Raw genomic sequence first — 16,463 nt, forward strand, 5'->3', positions numbered from 1 at the left:
CCCGGCTTGAAAAACAAAAGCGCAGCCCAGGGCCGCCTGATGTATCCATGGTAAGGGAGAAGCGCGGACAGTACTTTTTCTTAAATCAGGGTGGCGATCCGGTTTTTTTTGACTCACAGCAAGTCAGACAGGCTTTTTTCTGCTACCCGGCTTTTTACTGTCAGTCGGCCAGCTCCAGAGGTGGTGCTGTCTGCTTTACCGTCTTGGTGACGATGTAGGTGTAGTAGCGCGCAATGCCAATACCGGAACTCAGCAGACGGTCGATCAAGCGCTGATAGGCATCGATGCTTTCCACCTCCACCTTAATCAGGTAGTCCACACCCCCACCGACAGCAACACACTCAGTCACTTCCGGAATATCCTGTACCCAGGCTTCGAAACGATCAAAGCTGATGGCGTTATGGACTTTGAGCTCGATTTGCACCCACACGGGGGTGCGCTTCAGCACCACCCGCGGATTCAGTCTTACCGTGTAGCCTTCAATGATGCCCGCCTGTTCCAGCCGCTTGACGCGCTCCCAGCAGGGGCTGACCGAGAGATTGATCGACTCGGCCAACTTCGACTTGGTGATGCGCCCATCCTTAGACAGTATCTCAAGAATACGTAAATCATAGCGATCGAGTTTCATCGATTCCTCTGGGCAAAAAACTCAATCCAATGAGTCCACCACATCAGCGATAACCGCAATGGTATCACCCATATTGACCAGCGCCGGGAAGCGCCGAGCCATCAGCAGGCCATCACGCTCGGCCTGGTACTCTACCGGCGGTGTGCCGCTGCGGGTCATGTCGTAGACTCGGGCAATCACATCTCCCTTCTTGACGTGATCCCCCAGCGCAAAAACCAGCTCCAGCAGGCCGGAGTGCTCGCTCTGCACATAGCAGCTGGCATCAGGCATATCCAGATAGACCTGGGGCTCATCAGGCATTTCTACGCTGCCCTCAACCAGGCCGTAGTGAATCAAGAAATTACGCACGCCGCGCTCGGTAATTGCCATACTTTCCGGCGTGGAGGTGCCGCCGCCGCCAAGCTCTGTGGCCACGAATATCTTGCCCTGGGACTCAACGGCAGTGTCAAACAGCGCCGCAGCATCCAGCTCGAACATGATCATCGCATAGGGCGCGCCAAATGCCTTGGCACCGGCCAATGCCTGGCTCTGCTGGTCAGCGTTGTCCAGCACGTGAGAGGCACCAAACGGGATGATATCCAGGGTGCGACCGCCGGAGTGCAGATCCAGCACCACGTCGCACATCGGCACCATCACCCGGGTAAAGTAGTCGGCAATTTTCTCAGTGACCGTGCCGTCCGGGTCACCCGGAAAGCTGCGGTTAAGGTTGCCGCCGTCCATCGAGGACGTGCGCTTTCCTGCCATAGCCGCCGGCACGTTCATGATCGGCACGATGATCACCCGCCCCCTCACCTCTTCAGCCTTGAGCGAGCTGGAAAGCTTCATCAGCGAAGTAATGCCTTCATATTCATCACCGTGGTTGCCACCGGTCAGTAACGCCGTGGGGCCTTCGCCGTTCTTGATCACGGTGACCGGTATCATTACCGCCCCCCAGGCCGACTCATCATCCGAGATCGGCAGCTTGAGGAAACCATGCTGGATGCCGTCAGCGTCAAAATCGACGGTGGCGCTGATGGGGCTGGGTCGTTTGCTCATGGAGCCTCTCCTATTTGTCCCTTTTGCTATAACTAGCGTCAGTAACTGGCGCTGCTGGCAAGTTGCCTAACAGGTCCGCTATTTGACGAACAGCTGCCGCGGGAAGTTGGCCAGCGGCTCGCAGCCATCTTCAGTGATCAGAATGCTCTCGGTAATCTCCATTCCCCAGTCGTCTTCCCATAGGCCGGGCATGAAATGGAATGTCATGCCCGGCTGCAGCACGGTGTCATCCGTGGGACGCAGGCTGACGGTGCGCTCCCCCCAGTCCGGCGGGTAGCTCAGGCCAATGGAGTAGCCGCAACGGTTACCGCCACGGTCAAAGCCGTGTTTGGACATAGCCGCGCCCAACGCCATGGCGATATCTGCGGTGTGATTGCCCGGCCTGGCAACCGCCAGGCCATTATCGATGCCTTCGAGCAGCGCCGATTCGGCGCGCACGAAATCGGAAGGCGCACGGCCGAGAAACACGGTGCGCGACAGCGGCGCGTGATAGCGCTTGTACACGCCAGCAATTTCGAAGAAGGTACCCTCACCCTTGCAAAAGGGTGTGTCGTCCCAGGTCAAGTGTGGCGCCGCCGCGTCCTTGCCGGTGGGTAGCATCGGCACGATAGCTGGATAGTCTCCGCCAAACACTTTGCCAGACGCATCCGTCCAGCCCTCAATGCCCACCCGATAGATCTCCGACACCAGCTTGCTCTTAGGGAGGCCAGGCTCAATGACGTCGAGGATACGTGAATGCATGCCTTCAACGATCTTTGCCGCCACACGCATGTATTCAATTTCCTGGGGCGACTTGATCAAACGACACCAGTTAACCAGTGAGTTGGCATCCATGAAGCGGGCATGCGGCAAACTGCGTAGCAGGCTCTGGTAAGCAGCGGCGGAAAAGTAGTAGTTGTCCATCTCCACACCCACCACACCTTCATGCCAGCCACGATCCGGAAGAATCGTCTGAGCCAGGTAGTCCATGGGGTGCATGTCCGGATTCTGGACGTAATGGTCCGGATAATACGTAATGTTATCCGGATCGATCCAGCAGGTACGCAGAGCGCCATTGGCGTCCATACGACGACCGTACCACACAGGCTCGCCCTCAAGCCCAACCAATACACACTGGTGAACGTAGAAGGACCAGCCGTCATAGCCCGTGATCCAGGCCATGTTAGACGGATCACTGACTATCATCACATCAATCCCGCGACCGGCCATTTCGGCGCGGACCTTGCGAAGACGACCGGCGTATTCTTCGCGGGAAAAGGGCAGGGAAATCTCAGTCATGGAACCGCTCACCAAACGATCTCATCACCAAATCCGACAGCATCAAAGGAAGAGGTGCTGTCGGGGCGCAGGCGACGTATCCGAATTATTAATGTCCTGCAAATTGTCATGCGCTTTGTTAACATTATATCATGACAATTTCCGGTCAATGTCGCATAGCGGATACTAACACTCCCCATTGGCTGCGGGTCAAAGCCTTTATTGAATCATGACAATCGACTTCACACGCTATCTTGCCGAAAGCGGCCCTCGTTATCTTGCCATTGCCCGCGCCCTATCTCAGGCGATCAGGCAAGGAGAGTTAGTGCCTGGCACCCGCCTGCCGCCCCAGCGCCAGCTTGCTGATACTCTAAACGTCAGTGTTCAAACCGTCTCACGGGCTTACGCCCAGGCGGAGCGCATGGGCTTAGTGCAAGCCCGGGTTGGCAGCGGCACCTGGGTCAATTCTCAGGACGATGGCCGCGAGCCCGCTTATCTACGCAATACGGAACCGCGCAGCGAGCAAAGCACCATTGACCTATCAATTGCACACCCCATCTGCCCTGAAACACATGAGCAGCGTTTTCGTGACACCCTCGCCCAGCTGGCAGACATGTGCATTACCGATGTGATCAGTGCCAACCGCCCTATTGCAGGACTGCTGCATCATCGTGAGCAAGCCAGCGACTGGCTGAGGCAACGCCTTGGCGTGCCTGGTGACGCTGACACTCGGGTGTTGTGTAACGGCGCCACTCATGGGCTGATGCTGGCGATTTCCACGGTGGTCCAACATGGCGATGTGGTACTGACCGAGGCGCTCACCGACCACGGCCTGATCGCCCTTTCCCGCACCCTGGGATTCCAGCTTCGCGGCGTGGCCATCGACGAACAAGGCATCCTTCCCGAAGCCCTGGAGCTTGCCTGCCGGCGCTTCCAGCCTCGGGCTGTGTGTCTGACACCCACACAGCTGAACCCCACCGGCGCCACCATGAGCGAAGAGCGCCGCGACGCGGTGGCTGACGTGCTGCAACGCCATGATGTGTGGCTGATAGAGGACGACGTCCACGCGCTGCTTGAACCGCCCGGACTGACGCCGTTGACAGCGCGCCTGCCACTACGCAGCTTTCACGTCACCAGCCTGACCAAGTCAACAGTTCCCGGGCTGCGAGCCGGCTACCTCAGCGTACCGCCGGCACAGTTCCACCACACGCTGCCACGCTTGCGGGCGACTTGCTGGATGGCCACGCCGCTGGTGTTCGAGATTGCCGGCGCCTGGCTTGCCGACGGCACCGTGGAAGAAATGGCCAGCACCCAGCGCGAGCTGCTGGCTGAGCGCCAGCGGGTAGCGACCCGCATACTCCGTCAGCATGAGCACGCCTCTCGCCCCACCAGCCTTCACTTGTGGCTGACGCTGCCGGTCAGCTGGCGGGCAGAAGAGCTCCGCTTGCAGGCCGAGCAGGAAGGCATTCTGCTGACCACCGCCACGCCATTCATGGTCGAGCAGACACCCGCCCCAAGGCGGATCCGCCTGAGTCTGGGCGCCGAGCCCGATATAACCCGCCTTGAACACGGCCTGCGCCAGCTGGCCGAATTACTTGACGACACCCCACCACCCATGATGCAAATCATCTACTAAGCCCTGATATTGCCTCTGCTCAACTGCACCTACACTATCGCCCTCACCTAGGAGACTGCCATGCGCGTACTAGTCCATAGCAACGATGACAATGCCTGGTGTGACGCCCTTAGCCAGCGGCTCCCCGAAGCCGAGATACTGCCCAGCAGCGTGCCCGCCACACAGCGCGGAAAAATCGATTATCTTGCCGCCTGGCAGCCATCAGCCGAGCTGCTGTCAGCCCTACCGGACCTCAAGGGCATTGTGAACCTGGGTGCCGGCGTTGATGCGCTGCTCAACAACCCCGCGCTTCCAGGAGGCGTGCCGGTTGTCAAATTGCGTGATGCTGGCATGGCGCGGCTGATTGCCGACTATGTGCGCTATGGCGTGCTACATTTCCAACGTGACTTCGACCGTTACGCCTGCCAGCAGCAAAACCGGCACTGGCAGCCCCACGAGGTGGTGGACAAAACAGACTGGGCGGTCGGCGTGCTGGGGCTTGGTGCCATAGGCCGCAAGGTGGCCGAAGCGATTGCTGCCGATGGTTTTCCTGTGCATGGCTGGAGCCGCAGTCCCAAGCAGCTGGACAATATTGCGTGTCACCATGGCGAGGACGGCCTGTTCACGCTGCTATCGCAGGTCAGAACACTGGTGCTACTGCTTCCGGACACTCCCGCCACCCGGGGCATCATCAACGCCAACACTCTGGCCGCCCTGCCCCAGGGCGCCAGCCTGATCAACCCGGGCCGTGGCCCCTTGATTGATGAGCCAGCCTTGTTAGCTGCGCTGGGCAGCGCGAAAAACGGCACCCAGGGCCATCTGCGCGGTGCGCTTCTAGACGCCTTCCCGGTGGAGCCGCTGCCGGAGGACAGCCCACTATGGCAGCATCCGAGAATCCGCATCACGCCCCACATGTCTGGCCCGACACCGCTTGGCGAAGCACTGGATCAGGTCGCTGACACCCTGCGTGCAATGAGCAGGGGCGAGCCCGTGGAAACCGTTGACCCAGAAGCTGGCTACTGAGAACCATACAGACTCAAGGCTTCAACCGAAGGAGAAAAATTGTTATTGAACGCCGTTCGAAAACCCTGGTCATAGAGTTATCGCTTACCACCCGGCAATAACCCGGGCAACAGTAGGGCTCAAACATGATCCATCGGCTGATAACGCTGGCCTGTGTGCTGCTGCTGTGTATGTCTGCCAGCCACAGCATGGCTACCAATACCACTCAGAACACCCAGGCCCCACAGGGCTTTGATGCCAACTACCGCCTCAGCGTCAGCGGCTGGCCTGATGCGGATATCAGCCATCAGCTGACACAAGTTGGCACAGACAGCTGGCGCGCCACCATGAAGGCACGAATCGCCATCGCCCGCGGCGAGGAAATCGGCCGCTTTCGCTTCAACAGCAGCGGCCTGCGCTCTTATGATTACGACTCCAACTATCGCCTACTGGGCATCAAACGCGACTACGCACTAGATAGCAGTGAGCTTGGCCAGACTCCCGATCGCCAAAGCGCCATTATCGAGCTGGCCCTGAATGCTGCTAGCAACGCCTGCCAACAAGACTGTCCTGTCCATTACCGCGACCACCGCGGGCGTGACAAGGCCCTGCTCTACCACCGCCTGCCCGACGCCCCGATGCAGGTCGCCGGACTGACAACACAGGCGCTACGCCTGGAGCTAACTGAACCCGACGAACCGGAAAAGCGCATGGTGATGGCATTGCATCCCGAGCTGCCGGGACTGCTACTGGAAATGGAATATTTCAATGACGGCAAACGCAAAAGCCGGCTGTCGCTGACGTCCGTGAACCGCTATTAAACGAACCGGGCAAATCAAAGCCACCCGTTAACACTTCTGCATCCATCCCTTTTGCCTCAGCCCTGAGTACCGTAAAGTGTTGCCCTTTTGGCCTTTACCAATGGCCGTATACTCTTGCTGAGGAAATCGCCACGATGCTGTCGGGTCTTCTGATCGTGTTGTTGCCGCTGATTATCGGCTATCTCTTTCGCGTGCAGCATGCTGGCGTAATGGGCCTGATCAACCACGGCGTCAATGCCTCCATCTATGTCATTCTACTGCTGATGGGCATCGGCCTGGCGGGCCTGGACAACCTGTCCAGCCAGCTCTCGCACATGGGTGGCCAAGCGCTGCTGATCCTTGTCGTTACCTCACTGTGCAACCTGGTGGCTCTGTTGTGGCTGTCACGCCGCATGCCACTCAAGACCAACCCTCACCTGGCAATACCCGGCGCCCCCACCAGTAAACTGGCCGCCATGGCCGGCTCGCTGAAGCTGGTTGGCGCGGTTGTACTGGGCGTGGCATTGGGGCTGCTGGCAGCCAACCGGCTGGGTGCAGGACTGTTCAGCACTGCCGAACAGCTAGCCCAGTGGGTGCTGTATGTCTTATTGGCGCTGATCGGCTGCCAGCTGCGTAACTCCGGCATGCCGCTGCGCCAGATCCTGCTTAATCGGCTGGGGCTAGCGATTGCAACGGTACTGGCAGCAAGCTCGCTGTTCGGTGGTCTTATCGTCGCCCCACTGCTGGGGCTACAGTGGAACGAAGGGCTGGCCATGGCTTCTGGGTTCGGTTGGTATTCGCTGTCCGGCATTCTGATCGGTGATCAGCTGGGGCCGGTAATGGGGGGCGTCGCCTTCTTCAATGACCTGGCCCGTGAACTCACCGCCTTTGTGCTGATTCCCCTGGCCATTCGTCACTACGCACCTCTGGCCATCGGCTATGGCGGCGCCACGTCGATGGACTTCGCCCTGCCGGTGATCCAACAACACGGGGGGGTGGCTTGTGTTCCGGTCGCCATTGTCAGCGGCTTCATACTTTCGCTTCTATCACCCCCGCTGATCTTGTTCCTACTCTCCCTTTAGCCGTCAAGCTCATACCCGATGTCTTGCTGCTTGGCGGCTTGCACGATACTTCCCCCTTTGTGCCTTGCGAATACGTTAGGCTCACCTTTTGCCCACCCGGCTACCTATCGGGATTTACCGCATGGTTTTTCGACGCTCATTTTCGCCTACGTTTTCACGCCTGGGTATCCGGCTTTTCGTCATTATCCTGACGGTGAATGTCGCGATTGCCGGATTAGTGTTTGTGGCCATTTCGCGCAGCCTCGACAAGGGGTTCATCGAATACCTGGATCACACTCAGACCCGACGCGCCGAAGCACTGGCTGAGGAGCTGGCTGATGAGTGGGAACTGCGCGGTGACTGGCAGTGGCTGCGCACCTCTTCACGCGCCTGGCACCACCTGGTACGTCGTCAATTATGGCCGGGGCGCTCCCACAGTGGTCCCCAGATGGATCAGCTCAGCAGCCCTCGGGACTTCGTGCTGCACGATGCCAATGGCCTGCCGGTGGTCGGGGTGCCACCCTCCGGGAAGCAGTCACTCGCTGAGCTGCGCTGGATTGACATAAAAAACCAAGGCCAACTCATCGGTACCTTGGGCTACCGGCCGCCCCAGCAGCTGATGGCACGTGTCGACCGTCTGTTTCTTTCACGCCAGCGCCGCAACCTGGCCACCATTGTTGCCGCCCTGGGGCTTGCTTCGCTGTTACTGGCTGGCGGGCTGTCCTGGTGGCTAGGGCGACGCACCCGCAGCATGGCGCTAGCCACCCGCGGGCTTACCCAGGGCGACTACAGCATTCGCCTTGCGGAGCAGGGCCGCGACGAACTATCCAGCCTGGCACAAGACTTCAATGTGTTGGCGGCCACCCTGGAGGCCAACCGCAAGGCCCGCAACCGCTGGGTGTCAGACATCGCCCACGAGCTGCGCACACCGTTGGCGGTACTGCGTGGTGAAATCGAAGCCATGCAGGACGGCGTTCGCCCACTGAATCTGGACAACCTGACTTCACTGGCCCAAGAAGTCGCACAGTTGGAGCGCTTGGTGACAGACCTACGCCTGCTGTCACAGAGCGACGACGGCGCCTTGGAAATCCAGCTGGCAACACTGGATCTAGCCGCCAGCCTTGAAGCCCGTCTGGAGGAAGCTAGCGGCTGGCTCACTGATCAGCAGATCCAGTTGGACACCCGTATTGAGCACAAACCTGCCTGGGTTCGTGGCGATTCCCAACGTCTGCGCCAACTCTGGACCATCCTGCTGGACAACACCTGCAGCTACACAAAACCGCCAGGTCTTCTACGCGTGAGCCTGAAAGCAGGTGATGACAACTGGCTGCTGAGTTGGGAAGACAGCGCGCCCGGCGTGCCGTCCGATGAGCTTTCCCGCCTTACCGAGCGGCTGTATCGCGTTGAAGGCTCGCGCAACCGCGCCAGCGGTGGAAGCGGCCTAGGACTTTCCATCGCCCAGGCGCTGGCCCGGGCACACGGCGCCGAGATGCAACCCGACGCCTCCCCACTTGGCGGGCTACGCTGGACGCTGAGCTTTCCCGCAAGCAGTGAAAGCCCCAGTAATTTCTCTACTGAAACCCCGCCTGGAGAGCATAATTCATGAGCCATGTCGAACTCGCTCCGGACCACATCCTGATTATCGAGGACGAACCCAAGATTGCCCGCCTGGTGACCGACTACCTCAGCAGCAGTGGCTTTTCCAGCCATCACCTGGATCACGGTGACGACGTACTCCCATGGCTTGAAGAGCAGGACACTCTACCGGAGCTGGTATTGCTCGACCTGATGCTGCCGGGCACCGATGGCCTGACGCTATGCCGTGAAATCCGCCAGCGCTGGCCACAGTTGGCCATCATCATGCTTACGGCTAAGGTGGAGGAAATTGACCGCCTGCTAGGGCTCGAGCTGGGTGCTGATGACTACATCTGCAAGCCATTCAGCCCCCGGGAAGTCGTCGCACGCATCCGTGCCGTGCTACGTCGCAGCCGCGCCACGCTCCATCAACGGGAGCCAGGGGCGAAAAATCTGCTGGTGCTCGATGAGGACGGCTGGCGCGCCCTGGCTGACGGCCAGGATCTGGGCCTGACTGCGGTAGAGTTTCAGCTACTGCGCGTCATGATGTCGGCACCTGGCAGGATTTTCACCCGCGAGCAGCTGATGGACCATATGTATCGCGACCATCGCATCGTCTCCGAGCGCACCGTGGACAGCCACGTCAAGAAACTGCGCCGCAAGATTGCCGATATCTGGCAAGAGCGCGAGGTCATCCGCTCGGTTTACGGCGTCGGTTACAAATATCAACCCGAAGAATGAGTTGGGCGAAGCCAGTCTGCACAAGTAGATCTGTAAAAACTGCACTGCCTTTGCACGTTCGCTACATCAAACCTGCACTCTGGTCGGTGATACTGGCTACATCAACCCAAGAGACAAGGAGCACCACCATGAAGTCCAAGACAATTCGCCAATGGTTTGCGCCCGCCCTGCTTGCTGCGGCAATTGCACCACTGTCCCTCAGCGCCATTGCCGCACCTGGTGATGGAAACCATAAAGACGGGGATGAAGGTCGCCAGCAGCGCCAGAGCGAACATCGCCAAGCCCTGTTTGAGCGTGCTGGCATTGATGCAGAGACACTTAAAGCCCTTGAGGATGCCCAAAAGGCGCACCGCGAAGCCGTCAAGGAACTGCGTGAAGAGCACCGCGAGCTGATGGACGAGCTGATCAGTGACGAGCAACGTCAAGCGCTGAAGGACGCCCGCCAAGAGATGCGTCAAGAAATGCGTGACGAGCGCCGCCAAGCCACACAGATGCGTATAGAAGAGCAGCTTGATGAATGGGAGCTATCTAGGGAAGAAAAACAGGCCCTAAGCGATATTCGTGAGTCTTTCCGAGCAGATATGCAAGACTTGAAAGACCGCGAGTTTGATAGCCGAGACGAACGTCGTGAGGCTTGGCAGAACTTGCGTCAAGAACATCATGACGCCATCGCTGAAATTCTCAGTGAAGAGCAGATACAGGAACTTCGCTCAAACATGCGTGAAGGAATGCACGGCAAGATGGGCGACCATGGAAACCGCCCTCATGGTCAAGGCGAACATGATCATGGTAAGAGAGGGCATCACCATGACCATGGAAAGCACCATCATGGCCATGAAGAGCATAGCGACTCCTAAACGGCCCTGCTTATTCAATGACTTGTGCTGAGCACCCATCCAATATAGCGCGGCTAACTCAGCACACCATTCCAGCAAAACATCATCCGATGTCGGCCACCTATTACGGGTGGCCGACTCGGATTTTTTTACTGCATATCTAGCACAATTCGTCCTTCAATCTTGCCATCAATCATTTTTTGAAAGACGTCATTAATGTTTTCAAGACGATCACTCTTGACCGTGGCCTTAACCTTGTCTTCACCCGCAAAAGCCAACGCTTCTTGCATATCGTTACGCGTACCCACAATGGAGCCACGAACCGTAATTCCGTTGAGCACTGTTTCAAATATCGGTAATGGAAAATCACCCGGCGGTAAGCCATTAAGCGAGATCGTTCCGCCTCGGCGAACCATACCTTGAGCCTGCTCAAAGGCCTTGGGCGATACCGCAGTGACCAGTACTCCGTGAGCACCGCCAATCTCACGCTTCAGATAAGCAACAGGATCGGTCTTCATCGCATTAACCGTCACAGTGGCCCCAAGCTGCTCAGCCAGCGCGAGCTTAGCATCATCGATATCCACTGCGGCTACGTTCAGCCCCATGGCCTTGGCATACTGCACCGCCATATGCCCAAGCCCACCAATGCCGGAAATCACCACCCACTGCCCCGGACGTGTATCGGTCATTTTCAATCCTTTATAGACCGTGACACCCGCACACAGCACCGGAGCGATCTCTAGGAAATCGACATTATCTGGCAGCCTTCCCACATAATCAGCCTCAGCCAATGCATAGTCGGCAAAGCCACCGTTTACTGAGTAGCCCGTATTCTGCTGAGATTCACAGAGTGTTTCCCAGCCACCCATGCAATGCTCACAGTGACCACAGGCAGAATATAGCCAAGGCACACCCACCCGATCACCTTCCTTTACATGCGTTACGCCTTCACCCAACGCCACCACATGCCCCACCCCTTCGTGGCCAGGAATAAATGGCGGCTCGGGCTTGACTGGCCAGTCTCCATGAGCAGCATGCAGATCGGTATGACAAACGCCTGAAGCGGCTATTTTGACCAGTATCTGTCCGCGCGACGGGCGCGGAACGTCGACTTCTTCAATCGTCAGCGGCTGACCAAAAGCACGTACCACAGCGGCTTTCATCGTGTTATCCATTGCGATTCTCCCGTCATGCTGTCATGAATTTCGTCGCCATAAGTGGCGACGAAAATGGTATCAACCTGTTTCAACTACCTCTTCTCAATCAAAAAAATCCCATTGGGTTGATGTCGTAACTAACCAGCAAGTTTTTGGTCTGCTGATAGTGCTCTAACGCCATCTTGTGATTCTCACGGCCAACGCCAGACTTTTTATAGCCACCAAAAGCGGCATGCGCTGGGTATTGGTGGTAGCAGTTGGTCCACACGCGCCCTGCCTGAATCCCGCGTCCCATGCGGAAGGCGACGTTGATGTCGCGGCTCCACACGCCGGCACCCAGGCCAAACTCGGTGTCGTTGGCAATCGCCAATGCCTCGGCCTCGTCCTTGAAAGTGGTCACCGCCACCACTGGTCCAAAGATCTCCTCCTGGAAAACACGCATCTTGTTGTTGCCCTTGAGCAGCGTGGGCTGGATGTAGTAACCCTTGCCCAACGCGCCTTCGAGGGCTTCCTTGTCGCCCCCGGTAAGCACCTCGGCGCCTTCCTCGCGGGCAATGTCCATGTAGGACATGATCTTATCGAACTGCTCCTGAGAAGCCTGAGCGCCTACCTGAACATCAGTATCCAGCGGATTGCCGCGCTTAATTTGTACGACTTTTTCCATGACCTTAGCCATGAAGTCGTCATACATACTCTCTTGCACCAGCGCTCGACTTGGGCAGGTGCAAACTTCACCTTGATTGAAAAACGCCAGTACCAGACCTTCCGCAGCCTTGTCGATAAACTCAGGCTCAGCGTTCATGATGTCTGCAAAGTAGATATTGGGCGACTTACCACCCAGCTCTACCGTAGAAGGAATGATATTCTCGGCAGCACATTTGAGGATGTGCGCGCCCACCGGGGTCGAGCCGGTAAACGCAATCTTGGCGATACGCTTGCTCGTCGCTAATGCTTGGCCCGCTTCTGCCCCGTAGCCATTAACGACGTTGACTACACCCGGTGGCAACAAGTCACCGATGGTTTCCATCAATTTCAGAATCGAAGCGGGCGTCTGCTCAGCAGGCTTGAGTACCACGCAGTTGCCGGCAGCCAGCGCCGGAGCCAGCTTCCACACCGCCATCAGCAGCGGAAAGTTCCACGGGATGATCTGGCCAACCACGCCGAGCGGCTCGTGAAAATGATAAGCCACGGTATTGGCATCGATATCCGCAGCGCTGCCTTCCTGAGCGCGGATACAACCGGCGAAATAGCGGAAGTGATCAACAGCCAGCGGCAAGTCAGCATTGAGCGTTTCGCGCACCGCCTTGCCGTTGTCCCAGGTCTCGGCCACCGCCAGCACCTCGATATTCTGCTCGATACGATCAGCAAGCCGCAGCAGCACGTTGGAACGCTCCGCTGCCGAGGTCTTGCCCCAGGCCGGGGCTGCAGCGTGGGCCGCGTCAAGCGCCTTGTCGATATCCTCGGCACTGGAGCGGGGAATCTCGCAAAACACCTCGCCGTTGACCGGGCTGACGTTGTCAAAGTACACACCGTTCACGGGAGCGACGAACTCGCCGCCGATGTAATTGCCGTAGCGCTTCTCGAAAGAAACGACTGCACCGGGACTGTTCGGGTTGACATAAATCATAGTGCTTTCCTCTCTCTGGTACTCATATTATTAATGTTATATATAGAGGTATATATAGCTTACGCCGTTCTGACTCCGGCAATTTTTACCAATCGCCGCATGGCTCTGCTTACACAAACTCTGGCATGCTTGTTAACCATGTTGAACGGATATCAGTGTTGGCCAAAGCCGGTGAGTTCAACATACGCCATAAGCATCAACCCTCCTCCTCCTTCGGGAGGAGAGCAACCGCGAAACAGGAGCCCATATGCCTACGTTAATGATCGCCGATGATCATCCACTGTTTCGTGAAGCCCTCAGCATCTCCATCGAGAGCGGTCTTCCGAACTGTCATTTGCTCGAAGCTGGAACGCTAGCACAGCTTGTCAATCAGCTTGATCGGGACGATGACTTGGATTTGGTGTTACTCGACTTGGACTTACCTGATGCCCAAGGGCTGGATGGCTTAGCACAACTGCGCGAGCGTTTTCCTGAGCTGCCAGTCGCCATTATCTCTGCTGATCGAGAGCGGGAGACAATCCTCGAGGCCATCAGCATAGGCGCGGTGGGCTATATTCCTAAATCTTCCCCCAAAGCGTCGCTACTTACAGCACTGCACCAAATGCTAGAGGGCCAGGTGTATCTGCCATCGGATATCATGCGTCGCCCAGCGTCTACGACAACATCAAGCAACGCATCATCCCCCTGCTTCGCTAAACGCGTAAACTCACTGACCGACAAGCAGCTGGAGGTACTGGCTCGGCTAACGTTGGGCGCTGCCAACAAAGTCATCGCTCGCGAGCTAAACATCGCTGAGACCACGGTCAAAACACATGTTTCGGCCATTCTTTACAAGCTCAACGTGAGAAGCCGCATACAGGCGGTCTTGGCGGCAGATCAGGCCGAGCTTGCCGCCGGTATGGCACGCCGTGGGTTACCGTGGCCAATACCAAGGTAAAACGAACAACATGGAGAAACTCCAAGGCTAATCAACCTTGGTATATCGCATTCAGCTGCATTCGCAACCGTAAAGGTTTGATCGGTTTCAGCAAATAGCCAAAGCCGCGCTTACGCGCTTCACGCTTAAGCTCAGCCTCGTGATTTGCAGTAATCACAATAACGGCCACACTCGGAAAGCGCTGACGCAACAGATCCGCAACCATCAAACCGTCTGATGCGCCCCGAGACAGATGATAGTCCACCAATAAGGCATCGGCCGCACGTGTGCCTGACGTCGTTAGCATCGAGTCCAGCACTTCGAGACTTGAAGCGATGACTGTTTGGCAACCCCAGCCTTCCAACATCGCACGCATACCATCAAGAATGACGTTATCATCATCAAGCACCCACAACCGCATACCACGCAGTCCGTCATCCAGCGTCCGGGGTGTCGCACACTTATCCTCGTACTCAGCTATTTCACCGTAAGGCACCAGAATCGAGAACATTGAGCCACCCCCAGGCCGCGAGACCAATTTCAGCGGATGGCCTAACATGCGAGCAATACGATCAACAATAGCCAGCCCCAAACCAAGACCACGGTCTTCGGTTTCTTGAGTCCAGTCACCTCGATGAAACTCTCGAAAGATATCTTCTCGCTGCATCTCGGGAATACCTGGACCAGAATCTCCCACGATCATCTCGAGCCCGTCTTGGCGCAGCCGGCAGCCGAGCAAAAAACGCCCATGATTTGTGTAACGCAGAGCATTGCTCAAAAAGTTACGCATGACTCGGGCTAATAGAGTCAAGTCCGACTTAATCACTACCGAGCGTGATACATAGTGAAAGCTGAGCCCGCTAGCATGCGCCATCTGACGATATTCCTCAGCCAGAACATCAAGCAACTCATCAGCACGAAAAGTCGTTACATCAGGCTGCAGCAGGCCAGCATCCAAACGGGAAATATCGATCAGAGTGCCAAGCAGCAACTCCACATCCTTGAGTGAACGCCCGATATTACCTACCTGTCGAGACGCATCGCCTGGCAGCACCTGATCCTCTAGGGCGCTAGTGAATAACCGAGCAGCATTCAAAGGTTGGAGCAAGTCATGGCTAACAGCGGCGAGAAATTGCGTCTTGGAAAGGTTTGCCGCTTCGGCCTCCGCTCTTGCCTGCTCAAGCCGATAGTTTGCCTCACTCAATTCTTCCAGCGTACGTCGCAACGCTTCAGTACGATCACGCACCTGCTCAGCCAGTAATACACTGTGTTCAAAAGCGGCATAAGGAGCCCCTCCTGAAAGCCCAGCCGACTCGACTCGTTCAATTAACGAGGCACAAATACGCCTTAGCCGAGCATTCTGCTCAGCCATGCTGCGTTCGTGGGCGCTGCTATAGGGTGGTTTAAGCGCTTGTAAATCGGGCGGCAGCACCAATGGCAACTCCAGTAAAAGTTTGATTAATATGCATTCCCTGATGCTGCTCGCCATAGGTGTTAAAACCCACTACCCCTGCTTCACTTAACAAGCGAGAAGCTGGCCCAATAAGCCCTTCGTCTTCCAACTCTAAGCGCCTTAAAAAACAGTCGCAGCCCAGAATCAACGAGAGCGGCCCAAGCCTAGCATCAAGGTCTGCCAACAGCTCACTCAACTCATCAAGCATCGGTGCCGCTTGCATAACGGTCAACACAATGCCGTTTTCCACGGCACAATAGAAATGCAATCCGCCATTCTCATCCGCTCGCTGTATCGAGCGGACATAGTGCTGATCACCAATACGCACTGCCAAAGGGTGCTGGGCAAAAACATGCTCATCAAGCTGAGACGGCGAAATACCCACCAACTGCGAATACGCCTCAGCAGCAGGCATCGCATTAAGCTCCATCACTCGCCGCTGCTCAACATCCACGCTGGTCACTACCAGCTTCTGCTGACGCGGACGTAGATGATGGGTGGTAAACACCTCAAACGGTAGCGAGGTGGAGACCATAAGCACAACCGCTGAGGCACGGTGAAACCCACCGTCGGCAAACACATAGGTATCGGTTAGGCGATTATCATCACCAGCCGAGCCTCCAAAGTTTGGGATCCCTCCAAGAGCCGCTTCCAAAGCAGCCAATACCTGTTCTTCACTACTGGACAAACCGTCAAGTAGCGTTAACGCAAAACGACGATCAACACGATTCGGCGCTTGTCTACAGCAATCTGCCAACAG

At 57.0% G+C, this 16,463-nt stretch carries 15 protein-coding genes; 8 read left to right on the plus strand and 7 right to left on the minus strand.

From position 1 onward, the window contains the following. Positions 1-160: 160 nt before the first annotated feature. From ACTH3D_RS07075 to doeA, 3 genes are all read right to left on the minus strand, one after another. Positions 161-628, minus strand: coding sequence for an Lrp/AsnC family transcriptional regulator (locus tag ACTH3D_RS07075; protein ID WP_441666362.1), 468 nt, complete (start codon positions 626-628; stop codon positions 161-163). Positions 629-649: 21 nt separating this feature from the next. Next, complete coding sequence (doeB, locus tag ACTH3D_RS07080; protein ID WP_441666363.1) at positions 650-1,663, minus strand: N(2)-acetyl-L-2,4-diaminobutanoate deacetylase DoeB; 1,014 nt, start codon at positions 1,661-1,663, stop codon at positions 650-652. Positions 1,664-1,741: 78 nt separating this feature from the next. Continuing rightward, positions 1,742-2,941, minus strand: a complete 1,200-nt coding sequence (gene doeA / locus ACTH3D_RS07085; RefSeq protein ID WP_441666364.1) for an ectoine hydrolase DoeA — start codon at positions 2,939-2,941, stop codon at positions 1,742-1,744. Positions 2,942-3,149: 208 nt separating this feature from the next. On the opposite strand from doeA, the gene ehuR reads away from it, so the two are divergent. The 7 genes from ehuR (at position 3,150) to ACTH3D_RS07120 (ending at position 10,571) form a co-directional block, all read left to right on the plus strand. Then, positions 3,150-4,556 carry a MocR-like ectoine utilization transcription factor EhuR gene (ehuR, locus tag ACTH3D_RS07090; RefSeq protein WP_441666365.1) on the plus strand — a complete coding sequence of 469 codons (1,407 nt, stop codon included), beginning with the start codon at positions 3,150-3,152 and terminating at the stop codon, positions 4,554-4,556. 60 nt (positions 4,557-4,616) lie between these two features. Then, positions 4,617-5,558 (plus strand): 2-hydroxyacid dehydrogenase, encoded by a 942-nt coding sequence (locus ACTH3D_RS07095; RefSeq protein WP_441666366.1) that lies wholly within the window; start codon positions 4,617-4,619, stop codon positions 5,556-5,558. A gap of 125 nt (positions 5,559-5,683) precedes the next feature. Continuing rightward, a complete protein-coding gene (locus tag ACTH3D_RS07100; protein WP_441666367.1) occupies positions 5,684-6,358 on the plus strand; it encodes a hypothetical protein in 675 nt (224 codons plus the stop codon). Positions 6,359-6,492: 134 nt separating this feature from the next. After that, positions 6,493-7,419: a lysine exporter LysO family protein gene (locus tag ACTH3D_RS07105; RefSeq protein WP_441666368.1), complete on the plus strand. Its 927-nt coding sequence runs from the start codon at positions 6,493-6,495 to the stop codon at positions 7,417-7,419. Between the two features lie 121 nt (positions 7,420-7,540). After that, a complete protein-coding gene (locus tag ACTH3D_RS07110; RefSeq protein WP_441666369.1) occupies positions 7,541-9,004 on the plus strand; it encodes an ATP-binding protein in 1,464 nt (487 codons plus the stop codon). After that, positions 9,001-9,714, plus strand: a complete 714-nt coding sequence (locus tag ACTH3D_RS07115) for a response regulator (RefSeq protein ID WP_441666370.1) — start codon at positions 9,001-9,003, stop codon at positions 9,712-9,714. The genes ACTH3D_RS07110 and ACTH3D_RS07115 overlap by 4 nt, the downstream gene beginning before the upstream one ends. 128 nt (positions 9,715-9,842) lie before the next feature. Beyond that, positions 9,843-10,571, plus strand: coding sequence for a hypothetical protein (locus ACTH3D_RS07120; protein WP_441666371.1), 729 nt, complete (start codon positions 9,843-9,845; stop codon positions 10,569-10,571). Between the two features lie 128 nt (positions 10,572-10,699). Here the strand turns inward: ACTH3D_RS07120 and adhP are convergent, their stop codons facing one another. Both adhP and exaC read right to left on the minus strand, forming a co-directional pair. Then, a complete protein-coding gene (adhP, locus tag ACTH3D_RS07125) occupies positions 10,700-11,725 on the minus strand; it encodes an alcohol dehydrogenase AdhP (protein ID WP_441666372.1) in 1,026 nt (341 codons plus the stop codon). Positions 11,726-11,813: 88 nt separating this feature from the next. Beyond that, positions 11,814-13,334, minus strand: coding sequence for an acetaldehyde dehydrogenase ExaC (gene exaC, locus ACTH3D_RS07130; protein WP_441666373.1), 1,521 nt, complete (start codon positions 13,332-13,334; stop codon positions 11,814-11,816). 247 nt (positions 13,335-13,581) lie between these two features. Between exaC and ACTH3D_RS07135 the strand changes: the two genes are divergently transcribed. Further along, the gene (locus ACTH3D_RS07135) at positions 13,582-14,271 is read left to right on the plus strand and encodes a response regulator (protein WP_441666374.1); all 690 of its coding nucleotides are present in this window, start codon (positions 13,582-13,584) and stop codon (positions 14,269-14,271) included. Positions 14,272-14,302: 31 nt separating this feature from the next. On the opposite strand, the gene ACTH3D_RS07140 is transcribed toward ACTH3D_RS07135, so the two are convergent. Beyond that, positions 14,303-15,622 (minus strand): hybrid sensor histidine kinase/response regulator, encoded by a 1,320-nt coding sequence (locus ACTH3D_RS07140; protein ID WP_441666375.1) that lies wholly within the window; start codon positions 15,620-15,622, stop codon positions 14,303-14,305. 31 nt (positions 15,623-15,653) lie between these two features. Further along, positions 15,654-16,463: FIST N-terminal domain-containing protein (locus ACTH3D_RS07145; RefSeq protein WP_441666376.1), on the minus strand; the 810-nt coding region annotated here is incomplete at its 5' end.

Source organism: Halomonas sp., from assembly GCF_052095765.1.
In the GTDB taxonomy this organism is placed as follows: domain Bacteria; phylum Pseudomonadota; class Gammaproteobacteria; order Pseudomonadales; family Halomonadaceae; genus Halomonas.

Coding starts and splice junctions, on each gene's coding strand:
- ACTH3D_RS07075 (WP_441666362.1), bottom strand. CDS start 628: ATGAAACTCGATCGCTATGATTTACGTATTCTTGAGATACTGTCTAAG.
- doeB (WP_441666363.1), bottom strand. CDS start 1,663: ATGAGCAAACGACCCAGCCCCATCAGCGCCACCGTCGATTTTGACGCT.
- doeA (WP_441666364.1), bottom strand. CDS start 2,941: ATGACTGAGATTTCCCTGCCCTTTTCCCGCGAAGAATACGCCGGTCGT.
- ehuR (WP_441666365.1), top strand. CDS start 3,150: ATGACAATCGACTTCACACGCTATCTTGCCGAAAGCGGCCCTCGTTAT.
- ACTH3D_RS07095 (WP_441666366.1), top strand. CDS start 4,617: ATGCGCGTACTAGTCCATAGCAACGATGACAATGCCTGGTGTGACGCC.
- ACTH3D_RS07100 (WP_441666367.1), top strand. CDS start 5,684: ATGATCCATCGGCTGATAACGCTGGCCTGTGTGCTGCTGCTGTGTATG.
- ACTH3D_RS07105 (WP_441666368.1), top strand. CDS start 6,493: ATGCTGTCGGGTCTTCTGATCGTGTTGTTGCCGCTGATTATCGGCTAT.
- ACTH3D_RS07110 (WP_441666369.1), top strand. CDS start 7,541: ATGGTTTTTCGACGCTCATTTTCGCCTACGTTTTCACGCCTGGGTATC.
- ACTH3D_RS07115 (WP_441666370.1), top strand. CDS start 9,001: ATGAGCCATGTCGAACTCGCTCCGGACCACATCCTGATTATCGAGGAC.
- ACTH3D_RS07120 (WP_441666371.1), top strand. CDS start 9,843: ATGAAGTCCAAGACAATTCGCCAATGGTTTGCGCCCGCCCTGCTTGCT.
- adhP (WP_441666372.1), bottom strand. CDS start 11,725: ATGGATAACACGATGAAAGCCGCTGTGGTACGTGCTTTTGGTCAGCCG.
- exaC (WP_441666373.1), bottom strand. CDS start 13,334: ATGATTTATGTCAACCCGAACAGTCCCGGTGCAGTCGTTTCTTTCGAG.
- ACTH3D_RS07135 (WP_441666374.1), top strand. CDS start 13,582: ATGCCTACGTTAATGATCGCCGATGATCATCCACTGTTTCGTGAAGCC.
- ACTH3D_RS07140 (WP_441666375.1), bottom strand. CDS start 15,622: ATGGCTGAGCAGAATGCTCGGCTAAGGCGTATTTGTGCCTCGTTAATT.